Raw genomic sequence first — 19,572 nt, 5'->3', positions numbered from 1 at the left:
CCCCTATTCGCCACTCACCATTCCCTATTCGCTTGTTACTCGATGATCGAGGCGACGACGCCGGCGCCGACGGTGCGGCCACCTTCGCGGATCGCGAAGCGGAGCTTTTCTTCCATTGCGATCGGCACGATCAGGTGCACTTCCATCGCGATGTTGTCGCCCGGCATCACCATCTCGGTGCCTTCCGGCAGGTGCACGACACCGGTCACGTCGGTGGTGCGGAAGTAGAACTGCGGACGGTAGTTGGTGAAGAACGGGGTGTGGCGACCGCCCTCTTCCTTGGTGAGGATGTAGGCCTCGGCCTTGAACTTGGTGTGCGGCTTGACCGAACCGGGCTTGGCCAGAACCTGGCCGCGCTCGACGTCCTCACGCTTGGTGCCGCGGAGCAGCGCACCGATGTTGTCGCCGGCCTGGCCCTGATCGAGCAGCTTGCGGAACATTTCGACGCCGGTGACGGTGGTCTTCTGGGTCGCACGCAGACCGACGATCTCGATTTCCTCGCCGACCTTGACGACGCCGCGCTCGACACGGCCGGTCACGACGGTGCCGCGCCCCGAGATCGAGAACACGTCTTCAACCGGCATCAGGAACGGCTGGTCGATCGGACGCTCCGGCTGCGGGATGTACTCGTCGACGTTCTTCATCAGCTCGAGGATGGCGTCGTGACCGAGCTTCTTGTCGGAGTCTTCCAGAGCGGCGAGCGCCGAACCCTTGATGATCGGAATCTTGTCGCCGGGGAATTCGTACTTCGAGAGCAGTTCGCGGACTTCGAGCTCGACGAGCTCGAGCAGCTCCGGATCGTCGACCATGTCGCACTTGTTGAGGAACACGACCAGCGCGGGCACGCCGACCTGGCGGGCGAGCAGGATGTGCTCGCGGGTCTGCGGCATCGGGCCGTCAGCGGCCGACACGACCAGGATCGCACCGTCCATCTGGGCGGCGCCGGTGATCATGTTCTTCACGTAGTCGGCGTGGCCGGGGCAGTCGACGTGGGCGTAGTGGCGGTTCGGCGTCTCGTACTCGACGTGCGCGGTCGAGATGGTGATGCCGCGCGCCTTCTCTTCCGGCGCCTTGTCGATCTGGTCGTACGCGGTGAACGTCGCACCGCCGGCTTCGGCGAGAACCTTGGTGATCGCAGCGGTCAGCGACGTCTTGCCATGGTCGACGTGACCGATGGTGCCGATGTTGCAGTGCGGCTTGTTACGTTCAAACTTTGCTTTGGCCATTTGACTCTCCGTTCAATCGTCAGCTTTCAACCGACGACAATCAGGCAAACTTCTTCTGGACTTCTGCCGACACGTTGGCCGGCGCTTCTGCGTAGTGGTCGAACTGCATGGTGAAGGTCGCGCGACCCTGGCTCATCGAGCGCAGGTTGTTCACGTAACCGAACATGTTCATGAGCGGCACCATCGCATTGATGACGTTGGCGTTGCCGCGCATGTCCTGCCCCTGGATCTGACCGCGCCGGGAATTCAGGTCGCCGATGACCGAGCCGGTGTAGTCTTCCGGGGTCACCACTTCGACCTTCATGATCGGCTCGAGCAGGACGGACTTGCCCATCTGCAGCGCTTCGCGGAAGCAGGCGCGCGAGGCGATTTCGAAGGCGAGCGCCGACGAGTCGACGTCGTGATACTTGCCGTCGACGAGCTGCACCTTGACGTCGACCACGGGGAAGCCCGCGACCACGCCGGACGACAGCACGCTCTCCAGGCCCTTCTCGACGCCGGGAATGTATTCCTTCGGCACCGCGCCGCCGACGATCTTCGACTCGAACTCGTAGCCCTTGCCGGGCTCGTTCGGCTCGACGATGAACGACACGGCCGCGAACTGGCCGGTACCGCCGGTCTGCTTCTTGTGGGTGTAGCTGTGCTCCACCCGCTTGGTGACGCGCTCACGGAAGGCCACCTGCGGCGCACCGATGTTGGCGTCGACCTTGTAGGTGCGCTTGAGGATGTCGACCTTGATGTCGAGATGGAGTTCGCCCATGCCCTTGAGGATGGTCTGGCCGGACTCGTGGTCGGTTGACACGCGGAACGACGGATCCTCCGCGGCGAGCTTGGCCAGCGCCACGCCCAGCTTCTCCTGGTCGGCCTTGGACTTCGGCTCGATCGCGATCTCGATGACCGGCTCGGGGAATTCCATCTTCTCCAGGATCACCTGCTTGTCGGGATCGCACAGCGTATCACCGGTGCGCGCTTCCTTCAGGCCGGCCAGCGCGACGATGTCGCCGGCATAGGCTTCCTTGATGTCCTCGCGGTTGTTCGCATGCATCAACAGCATGCGCCCGATCCGCTCCTTCTTCTCGCGGGTCGAGTTCACGACGCCGGTGCCGCTCTGCAGGATACCGGAGTAGATGCGGCAGAAGGTGATGGTGCCGACGAACGGGTCGTCCATGATCTTGAACGCGAGCAGCGCCAAGGGCTCCTTGTCGTCCGCCTTGCGCACGACTTCGTTGCCCTTGTCGTCGGTGCCCTTGATCGCGGGCACGTCGAGCGGCGACGGCAGATAGTCCACGACGGCGTCGAGCAGCGGCTGCACGCCCTTGTTCTTGAACGCAGAGCCGCACAGCACGGGGTAGAACGCCCCGGTCAGCACCGCCTTGCGGATCAGGCGCTTCAGGGTCGCTTCGTCCGGCTCCTTGCCGTCGAGATAAGCGGCCATGGCGTCGTCGTCGAGCTCGACGGCGGCTTCCACCATCTTCTCGCGGTATTCCTTGGCCTGCTCGACGAGATCTTCCGGAATGTCGACATAGTCGAACTTGGCGCCGAGCGCTTCATCGTTCCAGACGACGCCCTTCATCTTCACGAGGTCGACAAGACCCTTGAAGTTGTTCTCGGCACCGATCGGCAGCTGGATCGCGACGGGCTTGGCACCCAGACGGTCGACGATGTCGGCAAGGCACTTGAAGAAGTCCGCACCGATCTTGTCCATCTTGTTGGCGAAGACGATGCGCGGAACCTTGTACTTGTCGCCCTGGCGCCAGACGGTCTCGGTCTGGGGCTCGACGCCCTGGTTGGAGTCGAGAACGCAGACCGCACCGTCGAGCACGCGCAGCGAACGCTCGACCTCGATGGTGAAGTCGACGTGGCCGGGCGTGTCGATGATGTTCAGGCGCTTGCCGTTCCAGAACGCGGTGGTCGCAGCCGAGGTGATCGTGATGCCACGCTCCTGCTCCTGCTCCATCCAGTCCATCGTCGCGGCACCTTCGTGCACTTCGCCGATCTTGTGGCTCTTGCCGGTGTAATAGAGGATGCGCTCGGTCGTCGTGGTCTTGCCGGCGTCGATATGCGCCATGATACCGAAGTTACGGTAGTCCTCGATGGCATGTTGGCGGGGCATGGGTCGTTCCTTGCGAGTCCGAGTGTGTCGCCGTTACCAGCGGTAGTGCGAGAAGGCGCGGTTGGCTTCCGCCATGCGGTGCACGTCTTCGCGCTTCTTGACGGCGTTGCCCCGGTTATTCGATGCGTCCAGGAGCTCCGCCGAGAGCCGCTCGGTCATCGTCTTCTCGTTGCGCTCGCGCGCAGCCGCGATCAGCCAGCGGATGCCCAGGGCCTGCCGGCGGGTTGAACGAACCTCGACCGGAACCTGGTAGGTCGCGCCGCCGACGCGGCGGGAACGCACCTCGATGGTCGGCATGACATTCTCGAGCGCCTGCTCGAACACGCCGAGCGGGTTCTGCTTGGTCTTGGTTTCGATGATTCCGAACGCACCGTAGACGATGCCTTCGGCAACCGACTTGTTGCCGGCATACATCACCGAGTTCATGAACTTCGTGACGATGATGTTCCCGAACTTCGGATCGGGAAGGACTTCACGCTTTTCAGCAGAATGGCGACGAGACATGGACGAGGTTCCCGCTTACTTCGGACGCTTGGCGCCGTACTTCGAACGACGCTGCTTACGGTTCTTGACGCCCTGGGTATCCAGAACGCCGCGGAGGATGTGATAGCGCACGCCGGGCAAGTCCTTGACGCGGCCGCCGCGGATCATGACCACCGAGTGCTCCTGGAGGTTATGGCCCTCGCCGGGGATGTAGCCGATCACCTCGAAGCCATTGGTCAGACGCACCTTGGCAACCTTACGAAGCGCCGAGTTCGGCTTCTTCGGGGTCGTGGTGTAGACGCGAGTGCAAACACCACGCTTCTGCGGTGACTGCTGCAGCGCCGGCACCTTCTTGCGCGACTTCTGCACTTCACGCGGTTGAGCGATCAGCTGGTTGATCGTCGGCATCCTGGCCTTACCCTTTGTTCTGCCGCGGCCCCTTCCGGGTCCGCTATCTTGCCGCGGCCCCTTCCGGGTCCGCTATCTTGCCGCGGCCCGTTGCCGGGACCGCAAATTTCTTTCGAGCCACCCGCCCGACGAGGCTGCCTCACCCGGAACAATCCGCGCAAAGCGAAATTGCGCCAACCGCTCCATCAACGAGCGGAAAGCGCTTCGACGCCACAGAGGACCGCAGTATTGAGCCGCCAGCGTAAAAGCCGCAGCCCGCTCACCGAGGTCATGCATCCGAATTCAATCTCAAGAGAACTTGCTCGAGAGAACTAAAGTCGCACTGGCATTGCCTAGCTATGATCGACAGCGTTTGAGCGGCATTCGTCGAGGTTGGTGCCCGCCTTGAGCGATCCCTTGTGAATCTAGTCCTCAGGGATCAACGGGTGGCCCGTTCCGACGCTGGCGATGCTCACCGCCTGTCGTTAAGTGAGGCGCTTTCTATAAGCGAGAATCGGTCTAGTCAAGGCGAAACGACAGTCACAAGGCGCTTCCCGCGCCTGCAGAAATAGTCTCTTGGCGACCTCACCACGCCCGCCCCGATAGGGGAACGAAGCGCCTGCTGGGTCAGTTCCGACGAAATTATACCCGGATTAAATATACTTTTATTACCAAGCCGGGGCACTTTTCCTGCCCGCGCACAAATCCGGCGTTCCGCGGCGGGGCTTGCAGCTCAATCGCCTGCCGCGACGCCGGTCGTGCCAGCGACCTCCGGCGGCACTGATCAATTGGCAGTTGGCCGATGCGGCCAAACCAAAGGAGACAAAAAAATCAGCCGCTTGGCGCCGGACCCACGATTTGCATCCGGGAATCACCGAGCCGGAGCTGAACGCCCTGTCCGGTTACTCCTCGTCCTCCTCATCATCGGGATCGTCATCGTCGCTGTCGTCGGCGCGACCCGACGCGCCAAGCGGCTGGTGGATCTGGTCGTTCCATAGCTTTCGGTAGGTGCCGTCCTTGGCGAGCAGCTCGGCATGGGAGCCGCGCTCGATGGCCCTGCCCCCTGAAATCACGATGATCTCGTCCATCTCGACCACCGAGGTCAGGCGGTGGGTCGACCAGATCATGGTGCGGCCCCTGGCGATCTTGAGCAGCGTACGGTTGATCGCGGCTTCCGTGGTCTGGTCGAGCGCCGAGGTGGCTTCGTCCAGCAGCAGCACGGAAGGGTTGCGGATGATTGCACGCGCGATCGCGATGCGCTGGCGCTGCCCGCCCGACAGCGTGTCTCCGCGCTCGCCGACCGGGGTGTCGTATCGCTGTGGCAGGCTCATGATGTAGCGGTGGATCTCGGCCTTCTTGGCCGCCTCCTCCACCTCCTCGTCGCTCGCCCCTTCCTTGCCCAGGCGGATGTTCTCGCGGATCGACATGTTGAACAGCATGTTCTCCTGGAACACCACCGCCATGCTTCGGCGCAGCGAATCCAGCGTCACCTTGCGGACGTCGACGCCGTCGATGGTGACGCGGCCCTCGTCGGGCACGTAGAGCCGCAGGATCAGATTGAGCAGCGTGCTCTTGCCGGAGCCGCTCGGGCCGACGATCGCGATGCGCTTGCCGGCATTGAGCTTGAGGCTGAGATTGTCCAGCACCGGCGTCTGACTGCCCTCGTACTGGAAGGTGACATGATCGAAAGTGATGTCGTTGGTGATGCGCGGCAGATCGGGCGCGCCGGGACGATCGGCACCGCGGCTCGGCTCGTCGAGCAGCTCCTGGATGTGACGGATCGCGGCGGCAGAGGAGATCGACACCGGGATGAAATGCATCACATGGGCGATGTTGTAGGAGACCTCCCAGAACGCGCTCTCGAAGGTGACGAAGGTGCCGATGGTGATCTGGCCCTTGGTCGCGAGATACGCGCCGATCGCAAGCACCACGAGGTGCAGGAGGAGCACCGAGATGGTGACCGTCCGCTCCACCATGGTCGAGAGGAACGCGGCCGAGGCGATCTTGTTGCGGGTCTCGTCGTTGCGCAAGGTGAAGAAGCCGAACATCTTGCGCTGCAGGCTGAACGCCTTGATCACAGCCTGGGCCGCCACGTTCTCCTGCACCATGCCGAGCAGCGCCGACTCGTTGAGCTTCTGCTCGTAATTGGCCTGCACCGCCTTGGGCGTCAGGATCCGCGGGCCGATCAGCGTGATCGGGAACACCAGCAGCGCGACCACGGCGAGCTGCCAGTTCAGGAACACCATCAGGATGATGCCGGCGATCAGCTCCAGGAACGGCAGCGCGGCACTGTTCGCAAACGTCTTGACCGAGCCCTCAAAGGCAGAGAGATCGACCGAAAAGCGCGACAGGATCTCGCCGCGCCTGGTGCGGCCGAAATAAGCCGCCGGCAGCTCCTGGACGTGCTCGAACAGGCGCCTGCGGACATCGGAGATGATGCAGGCAGCCAGCCGCGCATCCCAGCGCTCGTACCAGACCGCGATGATCGAGGTGGTAATACCGGCGACGGCGAGCACGCCGAGGATCTTGTACAGCGCCTGGAAGTCCTCCTCGCCGAGCGCGTCGTCGATCAGAAATTTCAGGCTGAGCGGCATGATGACGTTGAACAGCGTCTCGACGCAGACGCCGAACGCCACGAATGCCAACATCCGCTTGTAGTTCACCAGGAAAGGTTTGACGAACCCGACGATGGTCGCGAGCGCGCCGGCGGCTTCGCGCGCGGTAAAGACGACGAGGTCCTCGTCCTCGTCGTCCTCGTCGAGCTCCAGCTCGTCCTCGTCGTCTTCGAGGTCCGGCTTGGCAGCGGAAGCGAGCCTGGCGTCGAGCTCGACCGCCTCGTCCGGGGCGAGTTTCTGTTTGTCGGGAGAAAGAGGCCTGGATGCCATGAAACCAACCGATGCTGACGGCCGGCATGACCGCAGAGAATGCAGGAGATAGCGGCAACCGCTATTGCAACGATTCTATGCGACCAGGATGAATTCGGCAAAATAATTGGCGAATTCGATCCGCGGTCGGCCGCTAGTCCTCGTCCTCGACCTTGTCGAAGAAGGAATAGCGCAAGCTGTCGGCGTCGGCGTACCACTGCCCTGGCCCCTTGTTGGCAGCGAGCGTCGCCTCCCATAGCGCATCCGTGCAATCCTTGCGGTGCATCGACAGGTCGAAGCCATTGCCGAAGAAGAGTTCGGACCATTCCCACCAGGTGCCGAGCTTCTTGACCCCACGCAGGAGGTCGTAGCGGTCGATCAATGCCGGCGCGAGGTCCGAGGTGATCGAGCCAAAAACGAGGCCGGTCTTGACCACGCGATTCAGCTCCCTGATCGCGCGGACCACCTGCTTCGGAGAAACGTGACAGAGGCTGGTCTCGAACACGAAATCGAACGCGCCGTCCTTGAACGGCATGTCGGTGACCGAGCCGAGCTTGTTGTACTTCTTCAGCGCTGTCGGCGTCTTGGCGTGGATGGCGCGGTTGTTCTCGATTCCCCATGCATCGATGCCGCGATCGCGCAGCGCGCCGACCAGTTCGCCGCTGGCGGAGCCCGCGACCAGCAGCTTGGCGCCCGTCGTCCTGCCCCAGACGATGCCGATCAGCCTGATGAGATAGTCGGGATCGGTGAAGTGCCGCCACGCTTGGTGATAAGGGCCGAGGCCGCGATAGTTCTCGAAATAATCGCGATCGATCTTGTCCGAGAGCGGCTTGCTCTCCTGCGCGCGTTCGCGGCGCAGGCGCATCATCTCGGTCAGGATGATGTCGGTCGCCGCATCCGAGGAGTCGAGCAGACCGTTCAGCGTGGAATCGAACAGATAGTCGCCCACCACCACGATGCCGGGATGCTCCTTCGGCTCGGGCCTGTGATTGGTCATGACGTCGCGCACGGGCAGACCGCCTGGAATCGCGTTCACCGACGACAGCCAGCGGTGGATCTTGCCTTCCATGAAGTGCGCACGCGCATCGCCGAGCGAGGCCGGCAGCGACTTCAGGGCGGCCTCGACCAGCTCCTGGTCCGAGAGATTGGCAAAGGCCAGCGCATCGGAGCCGGGAATGAGCCAGTTCAGCACGCCGTGCTTGCCGACGTCGTGGCGGGCGCCCTCGTTGTAGACGCAGCAGCCGCCGAAGGCTTCCGACATGAACCAGGCGCCCGGAATCTTCTCGCCCCAGAACGGCTCGTCGAACAGGATCGAGACGCGCAAATAGTGCGCGGGGCGATCAAAGTACGCAACGTGCTTGACCATCGACTTACGCAGCTGCTCGCCCTCCCAGCCCAGGGTGGCGAGCCAGGAATGGGGCAGGCAGACCAGGACCAGATCGAAGTCGCGCGTCTCCGGCCCCTTGCCGTTCATCATCTTGAGCTGGTAGCGGCCGGTCGGCGCCCTGCCGACGGTGAGCACGCGGTGATTGAGCTGGATGTCGGCATTGACCTCCGACTGCAGGCACTCGATCAGCTGCTCGTTGCCGTTCTGGATGGAATAGAGGCCGATATAGCCGTCGACGTCCATCAGATAGTTCTTGAGCGCGTTGAGTCCGTTGGTGTTGTGGCTCTCGGTCGCGATGTCGGAGCGCGCCATCACCTTGAAGAAGCGCTTTGCCGTCTCGTCCTCGACCTCCTCGTCGAGCACCTGCTCGGCGGTCTTGTAGGCCCAGGGGTTCTCGTTGTCGTGCGCGCCGACGCCCTCGTAATATTCGATCGGCGACATCACCTCGGTGCAACGCTTGCGAAACGCCTCGATCGCAGCCGCGGTCTTGGCGCCGTATTTGCGGCGCATGCCCGGCACGTCGTCGAGGAGCTCACCGCCGAACTGCACCTGCTCGGCATCCATCGGAATCGTCTGCAAGCCGAAATGCTGGATCAGCTCGCGCAGCGGATCCGGACCCGTCATCGAGTAATCGTAGATCTCGGCCACGCCCGCCTCGTACATCGCGGCCGCGGAATCGAACTTGCGCGTGACGATCTTGCCGCCGAGCCGGTCGGAGGCCTCGTAGATGGTGACGCGGCAGAGATCACCGAGCTTACGCTTCAGGTACCAGGCGCTCATCAGCCCGCCGGGGCCGCCGCCTACGATTGCGAGATCTAGCATGTGAGTTCCGTGGTCCTCCGGCCCTGTCCCCATCACGGGACCACCGGTCTAGGCTCTCCTAGCAGAAGCGCTTTTGCGGCTGAAGGAAAGATGAACAAAGGCTGATCCTGCATCGCAGCAAGCAAAGAAAGCAGCAAAAAGGCCGGCAAAAGCCGGCCTTTTCATTGTCCTCGGTATTCCTACGGATGAACGATCATTCCGCAGGCGGCAGCGCAGGAAGCTCTGCTTCCGGCGCGGGCGACACGACGGCCGCCTGCTTCTCGCGCTCGTCCAGGATCAGCTTGTCGCGCTTCATGGCGACTTCGCGGATCTTGGCCATGGAGGCGCCGGTGCCCGCCGGAATCAGACGGCCGACAATGACGTTCTCCTTGAGGCCTTCGAGCGGATCGACCTTGCCGTTGACCGCCGCTTCGGTGAGGACGCGTGTGGTCTCCTGGAACGATGCCGCCGAGAAGAAGGACCGAGTCTGGAGGCTCGCCTTGGTGATGCCGAGCAGAACCGGCGTTCCCGTGGCGGGCTTCTTGCCCTCCTCCTTGGCCTTCTCATTCAGGGCGTCGAACTCGATCTTGTCGACCTGCTCGCCCGAGATCATGTCCGTATCGCCCTGGTCGGTGACTTCCACCTTCTGGAGCATCTGACGGACAATCACCTCGATGTGCTTGTCGTTGATGAGCACGCCCTGGAGCCGGTAGACCTCCTGGATTTCGTTGACCAGGTAGGCCGCGAGCTCCTCGATGCCCTTGACCGCAAGGATGTCGTGCGGCGCCGGGTTGCCTTCGACGATGAAGTCGCCCTTTTCGACGACGTCGCCGTCCTGAAGGTGGATGTGCTTGCCCTTCGGGATCAGGTACTCGCGCGGCTCGTCGGTCTTGTCCATCGGCTCGATCGAGATGCGACGCTTGTTCTTGTAGTCGCGCCCGAACCGGATGGTGCCCGCGATTTCGGCGATGATCGCCGCATCCTTCGGGCGCCGAGCCTCGAACAGTTCCGCCACCCGCGGCAGACCGCCGGTGATGTCACGCGTCTTGGCGCTTTCGGTCGAGACACGGGCGAGGATGTCGCCCGGATTGACCTTGGCACCGACGTCGACCGAGAGAATGGCGTCGACCGACAGCATGTAGCGGGCATCGCCGCCACGGGCGAGCTTGAGCACCTTGCCGTCCTTGCCCTTCACCACGATGGCCGGACGCAGGTCCGAACCGCCGCGGGTCGAGCGCCAGTCGATGACCACGCGCTTGGCGATGCCGGTGGCCTCGTCGAGCGTTTCCGAGATCGACTGCCCCTCGACCAGATCCTCGAAGCCGATGGTACCTTCGACTTCGGTGAGGAGCGGACGGGTGTAGGGATCCCACTCGACGATGCGCTGGCCGCGCTTGACGTTGTCGCCCTCGTCGACGTGCAGGCGCGAGCCGTACTGGACGCGGTGCGTCGCACGTTCGGTGCCGTCGGCATCGACGATCGCCACCACCATGTTGCGCACCATCGCGATCAGGTGGCCTTCGCTGTTGCGGGCGATGGCCTTGTTCCTGATCACGATCTTGCCGTCGAAATTGGCTTCGACGAACGACTGCTCGTTGAGCTGCGCCGCACCGCCGATGTGGAAGGTGCGCATGGTGAGCTGGGTGCCCGGCTCGCCGATCGACTGCGCCGCGATGACGCCGACCGCTTCGCCGTGGTTGACCGGCGTGCCGCGGGCGAGATCGCGGCCGTAGCACTTGCCGCAGATGCCGTTGACGAGCTCGCAGGTCAGCGCCGAGCGGATCTTCACCTCCTGCACGCCACCCTGCTGGATGGCGTCCAGATGGCTCTCTTCCATCAGCGTGTCGCGCTTGATGATCACCTTGCCGGAGCTGTCGCGAATGTCCTCGCAAGCCGTGCGTCCGAGGATGCGCGAGCCGAGCGAAGCCACCACGGTGCCGGCATCGACGATGGCGCGCATCTTGATGCCGAGCTTGGTGCCGCAGTCCGACTGCGTGATGATGCAGTCCTGCGCCACGTCGACCAGACGACGGGTCAGGTAGCCCGAGTTCGCGGTCTTCAACGCGGTGTCCGCGAGGCCCTTACGGGCGCCGTGAGTCGAGTTGAAGTACTCGAGAACCGAGAGGCCTTCCTTGAAGTTCGAGATAATCGGCGTCTCAATGATCTCACCCGACGGCTTGGCCATCAGGCCGCGCATGCCGGCGAGCTGGCGCATCTGGGCCGGCGAACCGCGGGCACCGGAGTGGGCCATCATGTAGATCGAGTTGATGTCGGCATCGGCCCCGCTCGCCGTCTTCTTGGTGGCGGAGATCTCCTTCATCATCGCCTTGGCGATTTCTTCCGTGGCCTTCGACCAGGCGTCGACGACCTTGTTGTACTTCTCGCCATGGGTGATCAGACCGTCGTTGTACTGCTGCTCGAAATCCTTCGCCAGCGTACGAGTGGTGTCGACGATCTTCCACTTGCCGTGCGGCACGACCATGTCGTCCTTGCCGAACGAGATGCCGGCCTTGAACGCGTTGTAGAAGCCGAGCGCCATGATGCGGTCGCAGAAGATCACCGTCTCCTTCTGGCCGCAGTGACGGTAGACCTGGTCGATGACGCCCGAGATCTCGCGCTTGGTCATCAACTTGTTGATGATCTCGTAGGAGATGCGCGGGTTCTTCGGCAGCAGGTTGCCGAGCATGACGCGGCCTGCGGTGGTTTCGATCCACCGCTTGGAGACCTTGCCGGTCTCGTCCATGCCTTCCCACCGGTACTTGATCTTGGTGTGGAGGTGGATGACCTTGGCGTGCAGCGCGTGCTCGAGCTCGGCCATGTCGCCGAACACCTTGCCCTCGCCGGGCAGGCCTTCACGCATGATCGAGACGTAGTAGAGACCGAGCACGATGTCCTGCGACGGCACGATGATCGGCTGACCGTTCGCCGGATGCAGGATGTTGTTGGTCGACATCATCAGGACGCGCGCTTCCAGCTGCGCTTCGAGCGACAGCGGAACGTGCACGGCCATCTGGTCGCCGTCGAAGTCGGCGTTGAACGCCGAGCAGACCAGCGGATGAAGCTGGATCGCCTTGCCCTCGATCAGCACCGGCTCGAACGCCTGGATGCCGAGGCGATGCAGCGTCGGCGCGCGGTTGAGCAGCACCGGATGCTCGCGGATCACCTCGTCCAGGATGTCCCAGACCTCGGGCCGCTCCTTCTCGACCAGCTTCTTCGCCTGCTTCACGGTGGTGGACAGGCCCTTGGCGTCAAGCCGCGAATAGATGAACGGCTTGAACAGCTCGAGCGCCATCTTCTTCGGCAGGCCGCACTGATGCAGGCGCAGCTCGGGGCCGACCACGATCACCGAACGACCCGAATAGTCGACGCGCTTGCCGAGCAGGTTCTGGCGGAAGCGGCCCTGCTTGCCCTTGAGCATGTCGGCGAGCGACTTCAGCGGGCGCTTGTTGGCGCCCGTGATGACGCGGCCGCGGCGGCCGTTGTCGAACAGCGCGTCGACGGCCTCCTGAAGCATGCGCTTCTCGTTGCGGATGATGATGTCCGGCGCGCGCAGCTCCATCAGCCGCTTCAAGCGGTTGTTGCGGTTGATGACGCGGCGGTAGAGGTCGTTGAGGTCCGAGGTCGCGAAGCGGCCGCCGTCCAGCGGCACCAGCGGACGCAGGTCCGGCGGGATCACCGGGACCACGGTCATGATCATCCATTCCGGCTTGTTGCCGGAGTGGCGGAACGCTTCCACGATCTTCAGGCGCTTGGCGAGCTTCTTGTGCTTGATGTCGGAGTCGGTCTCCTGCATCTCGACACGCAGCGAGGCCTCGAGCTTCTCGAGGTCCATGCCCTTGAGCAGTTCGCGGATCGCCTCGGCGCCGATCATGGCGGTGAAGCTGTCCTGGCCGTACTCGTCCTGCGCCTTCAGATACTCGTCTTCCGACAGCAGCTGACGGTCCTTCAGCGCGGTCAGGCCGGGCTCCAGCACGACGTAATATTCGAAGTACAGGATCCGCTCGAGATCCTTCAGCGTCATGTCCAGGAGGAGGCCGATGCGCGAGGGCAGCGACTTCAGGAACCAGATGTGGGCGACGGGGGCTGCGAGCTCGATATGGCCCATGCGCTCGCGCCGGACGCGCGACAGCGTGACCTCGACCGAGCACTTCTCGCAGATGATGCCCTTGTACTTCATACGCTTGTACTTGCCGCACAAGCACTCGTAGTCCTTGATCGGCCCGAAGATGCGGGCGCAGAACAGGCCGTCACGCTCGGGCTTGAAGGTACGGTAGTTGATGGTCTCCGGCTTCTTGATCTCGCCGTAGGACCAGGACAGAATCTTCTCCGGGGACGCGATCGAGATCCGGATCTGGTCGAAGACCTGAGCCGGCGTCGTCGGGTTAAAGAGATTCATAATTTCTTGGTTCATCGTCTTCTCCTCGCGTACCGGTCGCCTCCGGCCGCAAAAGTCGAAAATCACTTAGCGGGGCGCCCTGCCCTCAAGGCCTCAGGCGGAGCGCCAATGCCCGGCCGTGAGGGCCGGGCATGACAGGTCGAATTACTCGGCCGCTTCCGACGTCGGCGCCGGTCCCATCTTGGAGTTGTGCAGGTCGACGTTGAGGCCGAGCGAGCGCATTTCCTTGACCAGCACGTTGAACGATTCCGGAATACCGGCCTCGAACGTGTCGTCGCCGCGCACGATCGCCTCGTACACCTTGGTACGGCCGGCGACGTCGTCCGACTTCACCGTCAGCATCTCCTGGAGCGTGTACGCCGCGCCGTAAGCCTCGAGCGCCCACACCTCCATTTCGCCGAAGCGCTGGCCGCCGAACTGCGCCTTGCCGCCCAGCGGCTGCTGGGTGACGAGCGAGTACGGACCGATCGAACGCGCATGGATCTTGTCGTCGACCAGATGGTGCAGCTTGAGCATGTAGATGTAACCCACCGTCACCTTGCGATCGAACGGATCGCCGGTGCGGCCGTCGTAGACGGTCGACTGACCCGAAGCGTCGAGACCGGCAAGCTTCAGCATCTCCTCGATGTCGGCTTCCTTGGCGCCGTCGAACACCGGCGTCGCGATCGGCACGCCGCGGCTGAGGTTATGGCCGAGTTCGAGCAGTTCGTTGTCGTTGAGCGACTTGATCGTCTCGTCCTCGCCGTAGACCTTCTTCAAGGTTTCCTTCAGCGGCTTGATGTCCTGCTTCGACAGATAGGCGTCGACCGTCTGGCCGATACGCTTGCCGAGACCGGCGCAGGCCCAGCCGAGATGGGTCTCGAGGATCTGTCCGACGTTCATGCGCGAGGGCACGCCGAGCGGATTGAGCACGATGTCGGCATGCGTGCCGTCTTCGAGGAACGGCATGTCCTCGATCGGCACGATCTTCGACACCACGCCCTTGTTGCCGTGGCGGCCGGCCATCTTGTCGCCGGGCTGGATCTTGCGCTTCACCGCGACGAAGACCTTGACCATCTTCATCACGCCGGGCGGCAATTCGTCACCGCGCTGAAGCTTCTCGACCTTGTCGAGGAAGCGCTGTTCCAGCCCCTTCTTCGACTCGTCGTACTGCTTCCGCATGGCCTCGATCTCGGCCATCAGCTTGTCGTTCGGCGAGGCGAACAGCCACCACTGCGACTTCGGGTACTCCTCGAGCACCGCACGGGTGATCTTGGTGTCCTTCTTGAAGCCTTTCGGACCCGCAATGCCCTGCCGCCCCTCGAGGAGCTCGGCGAGACGGTTGTAGACGTTGCGGTCCAGGATCGCCTGCTCGTCGTCGCGGTCCTTGGCCAGACGCTCGATCTCTTCCCGCTCGATCGCCAGCGCACGCTCGTCCTTGTCGACGCCATGACGGTTGAACACGCGCACTTCCACGATCGTGCCCTGCACGCCCGGAGGAACGCGCAGCGAGGTATCGCGAACGTCGGAAGCCTTCTCGCCGAAGATGGCGCGCAGGAGCTTTTCTTCCGGCGTCATCGGGCTTTCGCCCTTCGGCGTGATCTTGCCGACGAGGATGTCACCGGCACGCACTTCCGCACCGATGTAGACGATGCCGGCTTCGTCGAGGTTCTTCAGCGCTTCTTCCGAGACGTTCGGAATGTCGCGGGTGATTTCCTCGGGTCCGAGCTTGGTGTCGCGGGCCATCACCTCGAACTCCTCGATGTGGATCGAGGTGAAGACGTCTTCCTTCACGATCCGCTCGGAGAGCAGGATCGAATCTTCGAAGTTGTAGCCGTTCCATGGCATGAACGCGACCAGCACGTTGCGACCGAGCGCCAGCTCGCCGAGATCGGTCGACGGACCGTCGGCGATGATGTCGCCCTTCTTGACGACGTCGCCGACCTTCACCAGCGGACGCTGGTTGATGCAGGTCGACTGGTTGGAGCGCTGGTACTTCATGAGACGGTAGATATCGACGCCCGACTTGGTCGGATCGAGATCTTCCGTGGCACGGATGACGACGCGGGTCGCGTCGATCTGGTCGATCACGCCCGAGCGGCGCGCCGCGATCGCGGCACCCGAGTCCCGGGCAACGACGCCTTCCATGCCGGTGCCGACGAACGGCGCCTCGGCGCGAACCAGCGGCACCGCCTGGCGCTGCATGTTCGAGCCCATCAGCGCGCGGTTGGCGTCGTCGTTCTCGAGGAACGGGATCAGCGCCGCGGCGACCGAAACAAGCTGCTTCGGCGACACGTCCATGTAGTCGACCTTGTCGGGCGTCATCGGCACGACGTCGCGGGTCCCGCTCGAGCGGCAGACCACCAGGTCTTCGGTAAAGCGGCCCTTGGCGTCGACCGGCACGTTGGCCTGGGCCACGGAGTAGCGCCCCTCTTCCATCGCCGACAGGTACACGACCTCGTCGGTGACGCGGCCGTCCTTGACCTTGCGATACGGCGTCTCGACGAAGCCGTACTTGTTCACGCGCGCGAAGGTCGCGAGCGAGTTGATCAGGCCGATGTTCGGACCTTCCGGCGTCTCGATCGGGCAGATGCGGCCGTAATGCGTCGGATGCACGTCGCGCACCTCGAAGCCGGCGCGCTCGCGGGTCAGACCGCCCGGTCCAAGCGCCGACAGGCGGCGCTTGTGGGTGATTTCCGACAGCGGGTTGGTCTGGTCCATGAACTGCGAGAGCTGCGAGGAGCCGAAGAACTCGCGCACGGCGGCAGCCGCCGGCTTGGCGTTGATCAGGTCCTGCGGCATGACCGTGTCGATGTCGACCGAGGACATGCGCTCCTTGATCGCACGCTCCATGCGCAACAGGCCGATGCGATACTGGTTCTCCATGAGCTCGCCGACCGAACGCACACGGCGGTTGCCGAGATGGTCGATGTCGTCGATCTCGCCCTTGCCGTCGCGCAAATCCACCAGCGTCTTGATGACGGAGAGGATGTCCTCCTTGCGCAGCGTACGCTGGGTGTCGGGCGCATCGAGGTCGAGGCGCATGTTCATCTTGACGCGGCCGACCGCGGAGAGGTCGTAGCGTTCGGCGTCGAAGAACAGCGACTGGAACATCGCCTGCGCCGATTCCAGCGTCGGCGGCTCGCCCGGACGCATCACGCGGTAGATGTCGAACAGCGCATCCTCACGCGTCATGTTCTTGTCGGCCGACAGCGTGTTGCGGATGTAGGGGCCGACATTGACGTGGTCGATGTCGAGCAGCGGCAGTTCCTTGTAGCCCTGCTCGTTGAGCGCCTTCATCAGCTTGTCGGTGATTTCCTCACCGGCCTCGGCGTGGATCTCACCGGTCTTCGGGTTGACGAGATCCTCGGCGACGTAGTTGCCGACCAGCTCCTCGTCGGCCATGCGCAGCGCCTTCAGCCCCTTCTCCTGGAGAAGGCGGGCGGCACGAACGGTGAGCTTCTTGCCGGCCTCGAGCACGACCTTGCCGGTGTCGGCGTCGATCAGGTCGTTGACGGTCGAATAGCCGCGGAACCGGTTGGCGTCGAACGGAACGCGCCAGCCTTCCTTGGTCCGCTTGTAGAGGATCTTCTTGTAGAACGTGGACAGGATCGCTTCGCCGTCGAGGCCGAGGGCGAACATCAGCGACGTCACCGGAATCTTGCGGCGACGGTCGATGCGCGCATAGACGATGTCCTTGGCGTCGAACTCGATGTCGAGCCAGGAGCCGCGATACGGGATGACGCGGGCGGCGAACAGCAGCTTGCCCGAGGAATGGGTCTTGCCCTTGTCGTGGTCGAAGAACACGCCGGGCGAGCGGTGCATCTGCGAGACGATGACGCGCTCGGTGCCGTTGACGATGAAGGTGCCGTTCATCGTCATGAGCGGGATGTCGCCCATGTAGACGTCCTGCTCCTTGATGTCCTTCACCGACTTGGCGCCGGTCTCCTCGTCGATATCGAACACGATGAGGCGCAGCGTCACCTTGAGGGGCGCGGCGAAGGTCATGCCGCGCTGGCGGCACTCGTCGACGTCGTATTTCGGCTGCTCGAACTCGTAGCGGACGAATTCCAGCATCGAGGTGCCCGAGAAATCCGAGATCGGAAACACCGAGCGGAACACCGCCTGCAGACCCTCGTCGAGACGGCCGCCCTGGGGTTCGTCGACCATCAGGAATTGGTCGTAGGACGCCTTCTGAACCTCGATGAGGTTCGGCATCTCGGCGACTTCCTTGATGTGTCCGAAGAACTTGCGAACGCGTTTGCGACCGGTGAATGTCTGCTGCGCCATCGTGGCCTCTCATTTTCGTCGCCCGCTCTGGGCGCGCCGTCCGGAACGCGGCTGCCACCGCTCTCCGGGTTGAATTTTCGAACCCGCCTTGGGGGCCAGAGACGCAGTTTCAGGCGCGAATGTCCTGAATCTGTTCTTCAGACCTTCAAAACGCAAAACGACGCGCGGGGCGCAAGAGCGCGCCCGCCCGTCACAACGATCGTCTTCACGGACTGCAAAAGCCCGAAATAGCCTGCTCTCCCAACGGCTTACAGGGAAATCCGGCATCCCTGCCCACCGCGCTTTCGTGCTGCCGACCCGATATGGGGCGACAATAGTGCAGATTCGAGGGGCAAACCCTCAAATCCCCACACTTTTTCGTGTTCGGCCTGCGTCGGAACGTTCCGTCGCACGCCTTTTGCATCCGGCCCCTGTCTTTCCGATCGTCATGGCCGGGCTAGACCCGGCCATGACGATCTTGGGACGAGATCCCGGGTCTCGCTTCGCGAGCCCGGGATTTCGCTGAAGTATCTTGCGTTACTTCAGCTCGACCTTGGCGCCAGCCTTCTCGAGCTGGGCCTTGATCTTGTCGGCTTCTTCCTTGTTCACGCCTTCCTTCAGCGGCTTCGGAGCACCCTCGACGAGGTCCTTTGCTTCCTTCAGGCCGAGACCGGTGATGGCGCGGACTTCCTTGATGACCTCGATCTTCTTGTCGCCGGCGCTGGCGAGAACGACCGTGAACTCGGTCTTCTCTTCGGCCGGAGCGGCAGCGCCGCCACCAGCAGCCGGGCCGGCCACGGCGACGGCCGCGGCAGCCGAAACGCCCCACTTCTCTTCGAGGAGCTTTGCGAGTTCAGCAGCCTCGAGCACGGTGAGGCTCGAGAGGTCGTCAACGATCTTCTGCAAGTCAGCCATTGTTCAGTTTCCTTGAGTGTAAGTCTGGTTCGGGTTTGAGTTTTGCGAAGGGCGTCAGGCCGCTTCGCCCTTTGAGGCATGAGCCTGGATGACGCGCGCGAGCTTGCCCGCGGGCGCGTTGGCGAGCTGAGCGATCTTGGTCGCTGGGGCCACAATGAGGCCGACGATCTTGCCGCGCAGTTCATCAAGCGACGGCAGCGAGGCAAGCGCCTTCACGCCGTCGACATTCAGGACGGTCTTCCCCATCGATCCGCCGACGATGACGAACTTTTCGTTCGCCTTGGCGAATTCGATGGCGACCTTTGGCGCCGCTACCGGATCGTTCGAAGTGGCGATCACGGTCGGTCCCTTCAGCATGGGGCCGATGGCAACGACGTCAGTGCCTTCAAGAGCAATTTTGGCGAGACGGTTCTTCGAGACCTTCACCGCAGCACCCGCCTGCTTCATCTGCTGGCGCAGCTTCTGCATCTGGGCGACGGTGAGGCCGGAATATTGAGCAACGACCGCGACGCTCGTGGTCTTGAAGACCTCATTGAGCTGTTCGACCGCTTCCTTTTTTGCCGCTCGTTCCACAGCAAGCTCTCTCCGGTTGGCGGTCATCGCAAAAAGCGGGACCACCGGGTTGCACCCATCGTCCCGCCCGAACCTGAACCTCGGGGCCAAAACCCCACGGACACGCCGGGCAAGACGACAATTCAAAGCCTGCCCTCCGGGAGCCCAGGAGCCCACGGCGTGTCGAGGTCCGAACCAGA

General features: G+C 63.2%; 10 protein-coding genes. All 10 read right to left on the bottom strand.

Translation table 11 applies throughout. The features are described 5' to 3' along the window. Positions 1-35 precede the first annotated feature (35 nt). The gene (gene tuf, locus XH87_RS33225) at positions 36-1,226 is read right to left on the bottom strand and encodes an elongation factor Tu (RefSeq protein ID WP_074116743.1); all 1,191 of its coding nucleotides are present in this window, start codon (positions 1,224-1,226) and stop codon (positions 36-38) included. A 40-nt stretch (positions 1,227-1,266) separates the two neighbouring features. Further along, positions 1,267-3,339, bottom strand: a complete 2,073-nt coding sequence (fusA, locus tag XH87_RS33220) for an elongation factor G (RefSeq protein WP_035709571.1) — start codon at positions 3,337-3,339, stop codon at positions 1,267-1,269. A gap of 33 nt (positions 3,340-3,372) precedes the next feature. Continuing rightward, positions 3,373-3,843, bottom strand: a complete 471-nt coding sequence (gene rpsG / locus XH87_RS33215) for a 30S ribosomal protein S7 (protein WP_271590475.1) — start codon at positions 3,841-3,843, stop codon at positions 3,373-3,375. A gap of 15 nt (positions 3,844-3,858) precedes the next feature. Further along, the gene (gene rpsL / locus XH87_RS33210; RefSeq protein WP_007603006.1) at positions 3,859-4,230 is read right to left on the bottom strand and encodes a 30S ribosomal protein S12; all 372 of its coding nucleotides are present in this window, start codon (positions 4,228-4,230) and stop codon (positions 3,859-3,861) included. 881 nt (positions 4,231-5,111) lie between these two features. Further along, positions 5,112-7,094 (bottom strand): ABC transporter ATP-binding protein, encoded by a 1,983-nt coding sequence (locus XH87_RS33205; protein ID WP_271590474.1) that lies wholly within the window; start codon positions 7,092-7,094, stop codon positions 5,112-5,114. A gap of 133 nt (positions 7,095-7,227) precedes the next feature. Continuing rightward, a complete protein-coding gene (locus tag XH87_RS33200) occupies positions 7,228-9,282 on the bottom strand; it encodes an FAD-dependent oxidoreductase (protein ID WP_271590473.1) in 2,055 nt (684 codons plus the stop codon). Between the two features lie 193 nt (positions 9,283-9,475). Beyond that, the gene (gene rpoC, locus XH87_RS33195; protein WP_035709563.1) at positions 9,476-13,672 is read right to left on the bottom strand and encodes a DNA-directed RNA polymerase subunit beta'; all 4,197 of its coding nucleotides are present in this window, start codon (positions 13,670-13,672) and stop codon (positions 9,476-9,478) included. A gap of 129 nt (positions 13,673-13,801) precedes the next feature. Next, on the bottom strand, positions 13,802-17,926 hold the full coding sequence (gene rpoB, locus XH87_RS33190; RefSeq protein WP_035709561.1) for a DNA-directed RNA polymerase subunit beta: 4,125 nt from the start codon (positions 17,924-17,926) through the stop codon (positions 13,802-13,804). A 516-nt stretch (positions 17,927-18,442) separates the two neighbouring features. Next, a complete protein-coding gene (gene rplL / locus XH87_RS33185) occupies positions 18,443-18,820 on the bottom strand; it encodes a 50S ribosomal protein L7/L12 (RefSeq protein ID WP_157329202.1) in 378 nt (125 codons plus the stop codon). 54 nt (positions 18,821-18,874) lie between these two features. Next, positions 18,875-19,393, bottom strand: a complete 519-nt coding sequence (rplJ, locus tag XH87_RS33180) for a 50S ribosomal protein L10 (protein WP_035709556.1) — start codon at positions 19,391-19,393, stop codon at positions 18,875-18,877. Between the last annotated feature and the right edge of the window lie 179 nt (positions 19,394-19,572).

This window comes from Bradyrhizobium sp. CCBAU 53415, assembly GCF_028128735.1.
Lineage (GTDB): Bacteria > Pseudomonadota > Alphaproteobacteria > Rhizobiales > Xanthobacteraceae > Bradyrhizobium.
The sequence above is the reverse complement of the archived record's forward strand: the minus strand, read 5'-3'. Positions and strand labels throughout refer to the sequence as shown.

Excerpts from the sequence above, each read along its gene's own strand:
- XH87_RS33200 (WP_271590473.1), bottom strand. The coding sequence starts at position 9,282 with ATGCTAGATCTCGCAATCGTAGGCGGCGGCCCCGGCGGGCTGATGAGC.
- rpoC (WP_035709563.1), bottom strand. The coding sequence starts at position 13,672 with ATGAACCAAGAAATTATGAATCTCTTTAACCCGACGACGCCGGCTCAG.
- rpsL (WP_007603006.1), bottom strand. The coding sequence starts at position 4,230 with ATGCCGACGATCAACCAGCTGATCGCTCAACCGCGTGAAGTGCAGAAG.
- XH87_RS33205 (WP_271590474.1), bottom strand. The coding sequence starts at position 7,094 with ATGGCATCCAGGCCTCTTTCTCCCGACAAACAGAAACTCGCCCCGGAC.
- fusA (WP_035709571.1), bottom strand. The coding sequence starts at position 3,339 with ATGCCCCGCCAACATGCCATCGAGGACTACCGTAACTTCGGTATCATG.
- rpoB (WP_035709561.1), bottom strand. The coding sequence starts at position 17,926 with ATGGCGCAGCAGACATTCACCGGTCGCAAACGCGTTCGCAAGTTCTTC.
- tuf (WP_074116743.1), bottom strand. The coding sequence starts at position 1,226 with ATGGCCAAAGCAAAGTTTGAACGTAACAAGCCGCACTGCAACATCGGC.
- rplL (WP_157329202.1), bottom strand. The coding sequence starts at position 18,820 with ATGGCTGACTTGCAGAAGATCGTTGACGACCTCTCGAGCCTCACCGTG.
- rpsG (WP_271590475.1), bottom strand. The coding sequence starts at position 3,843 with ATGTCTCGTCGCCATTCTGCTGAAAAGCGTGAAGTCCTTCCCGATCCG.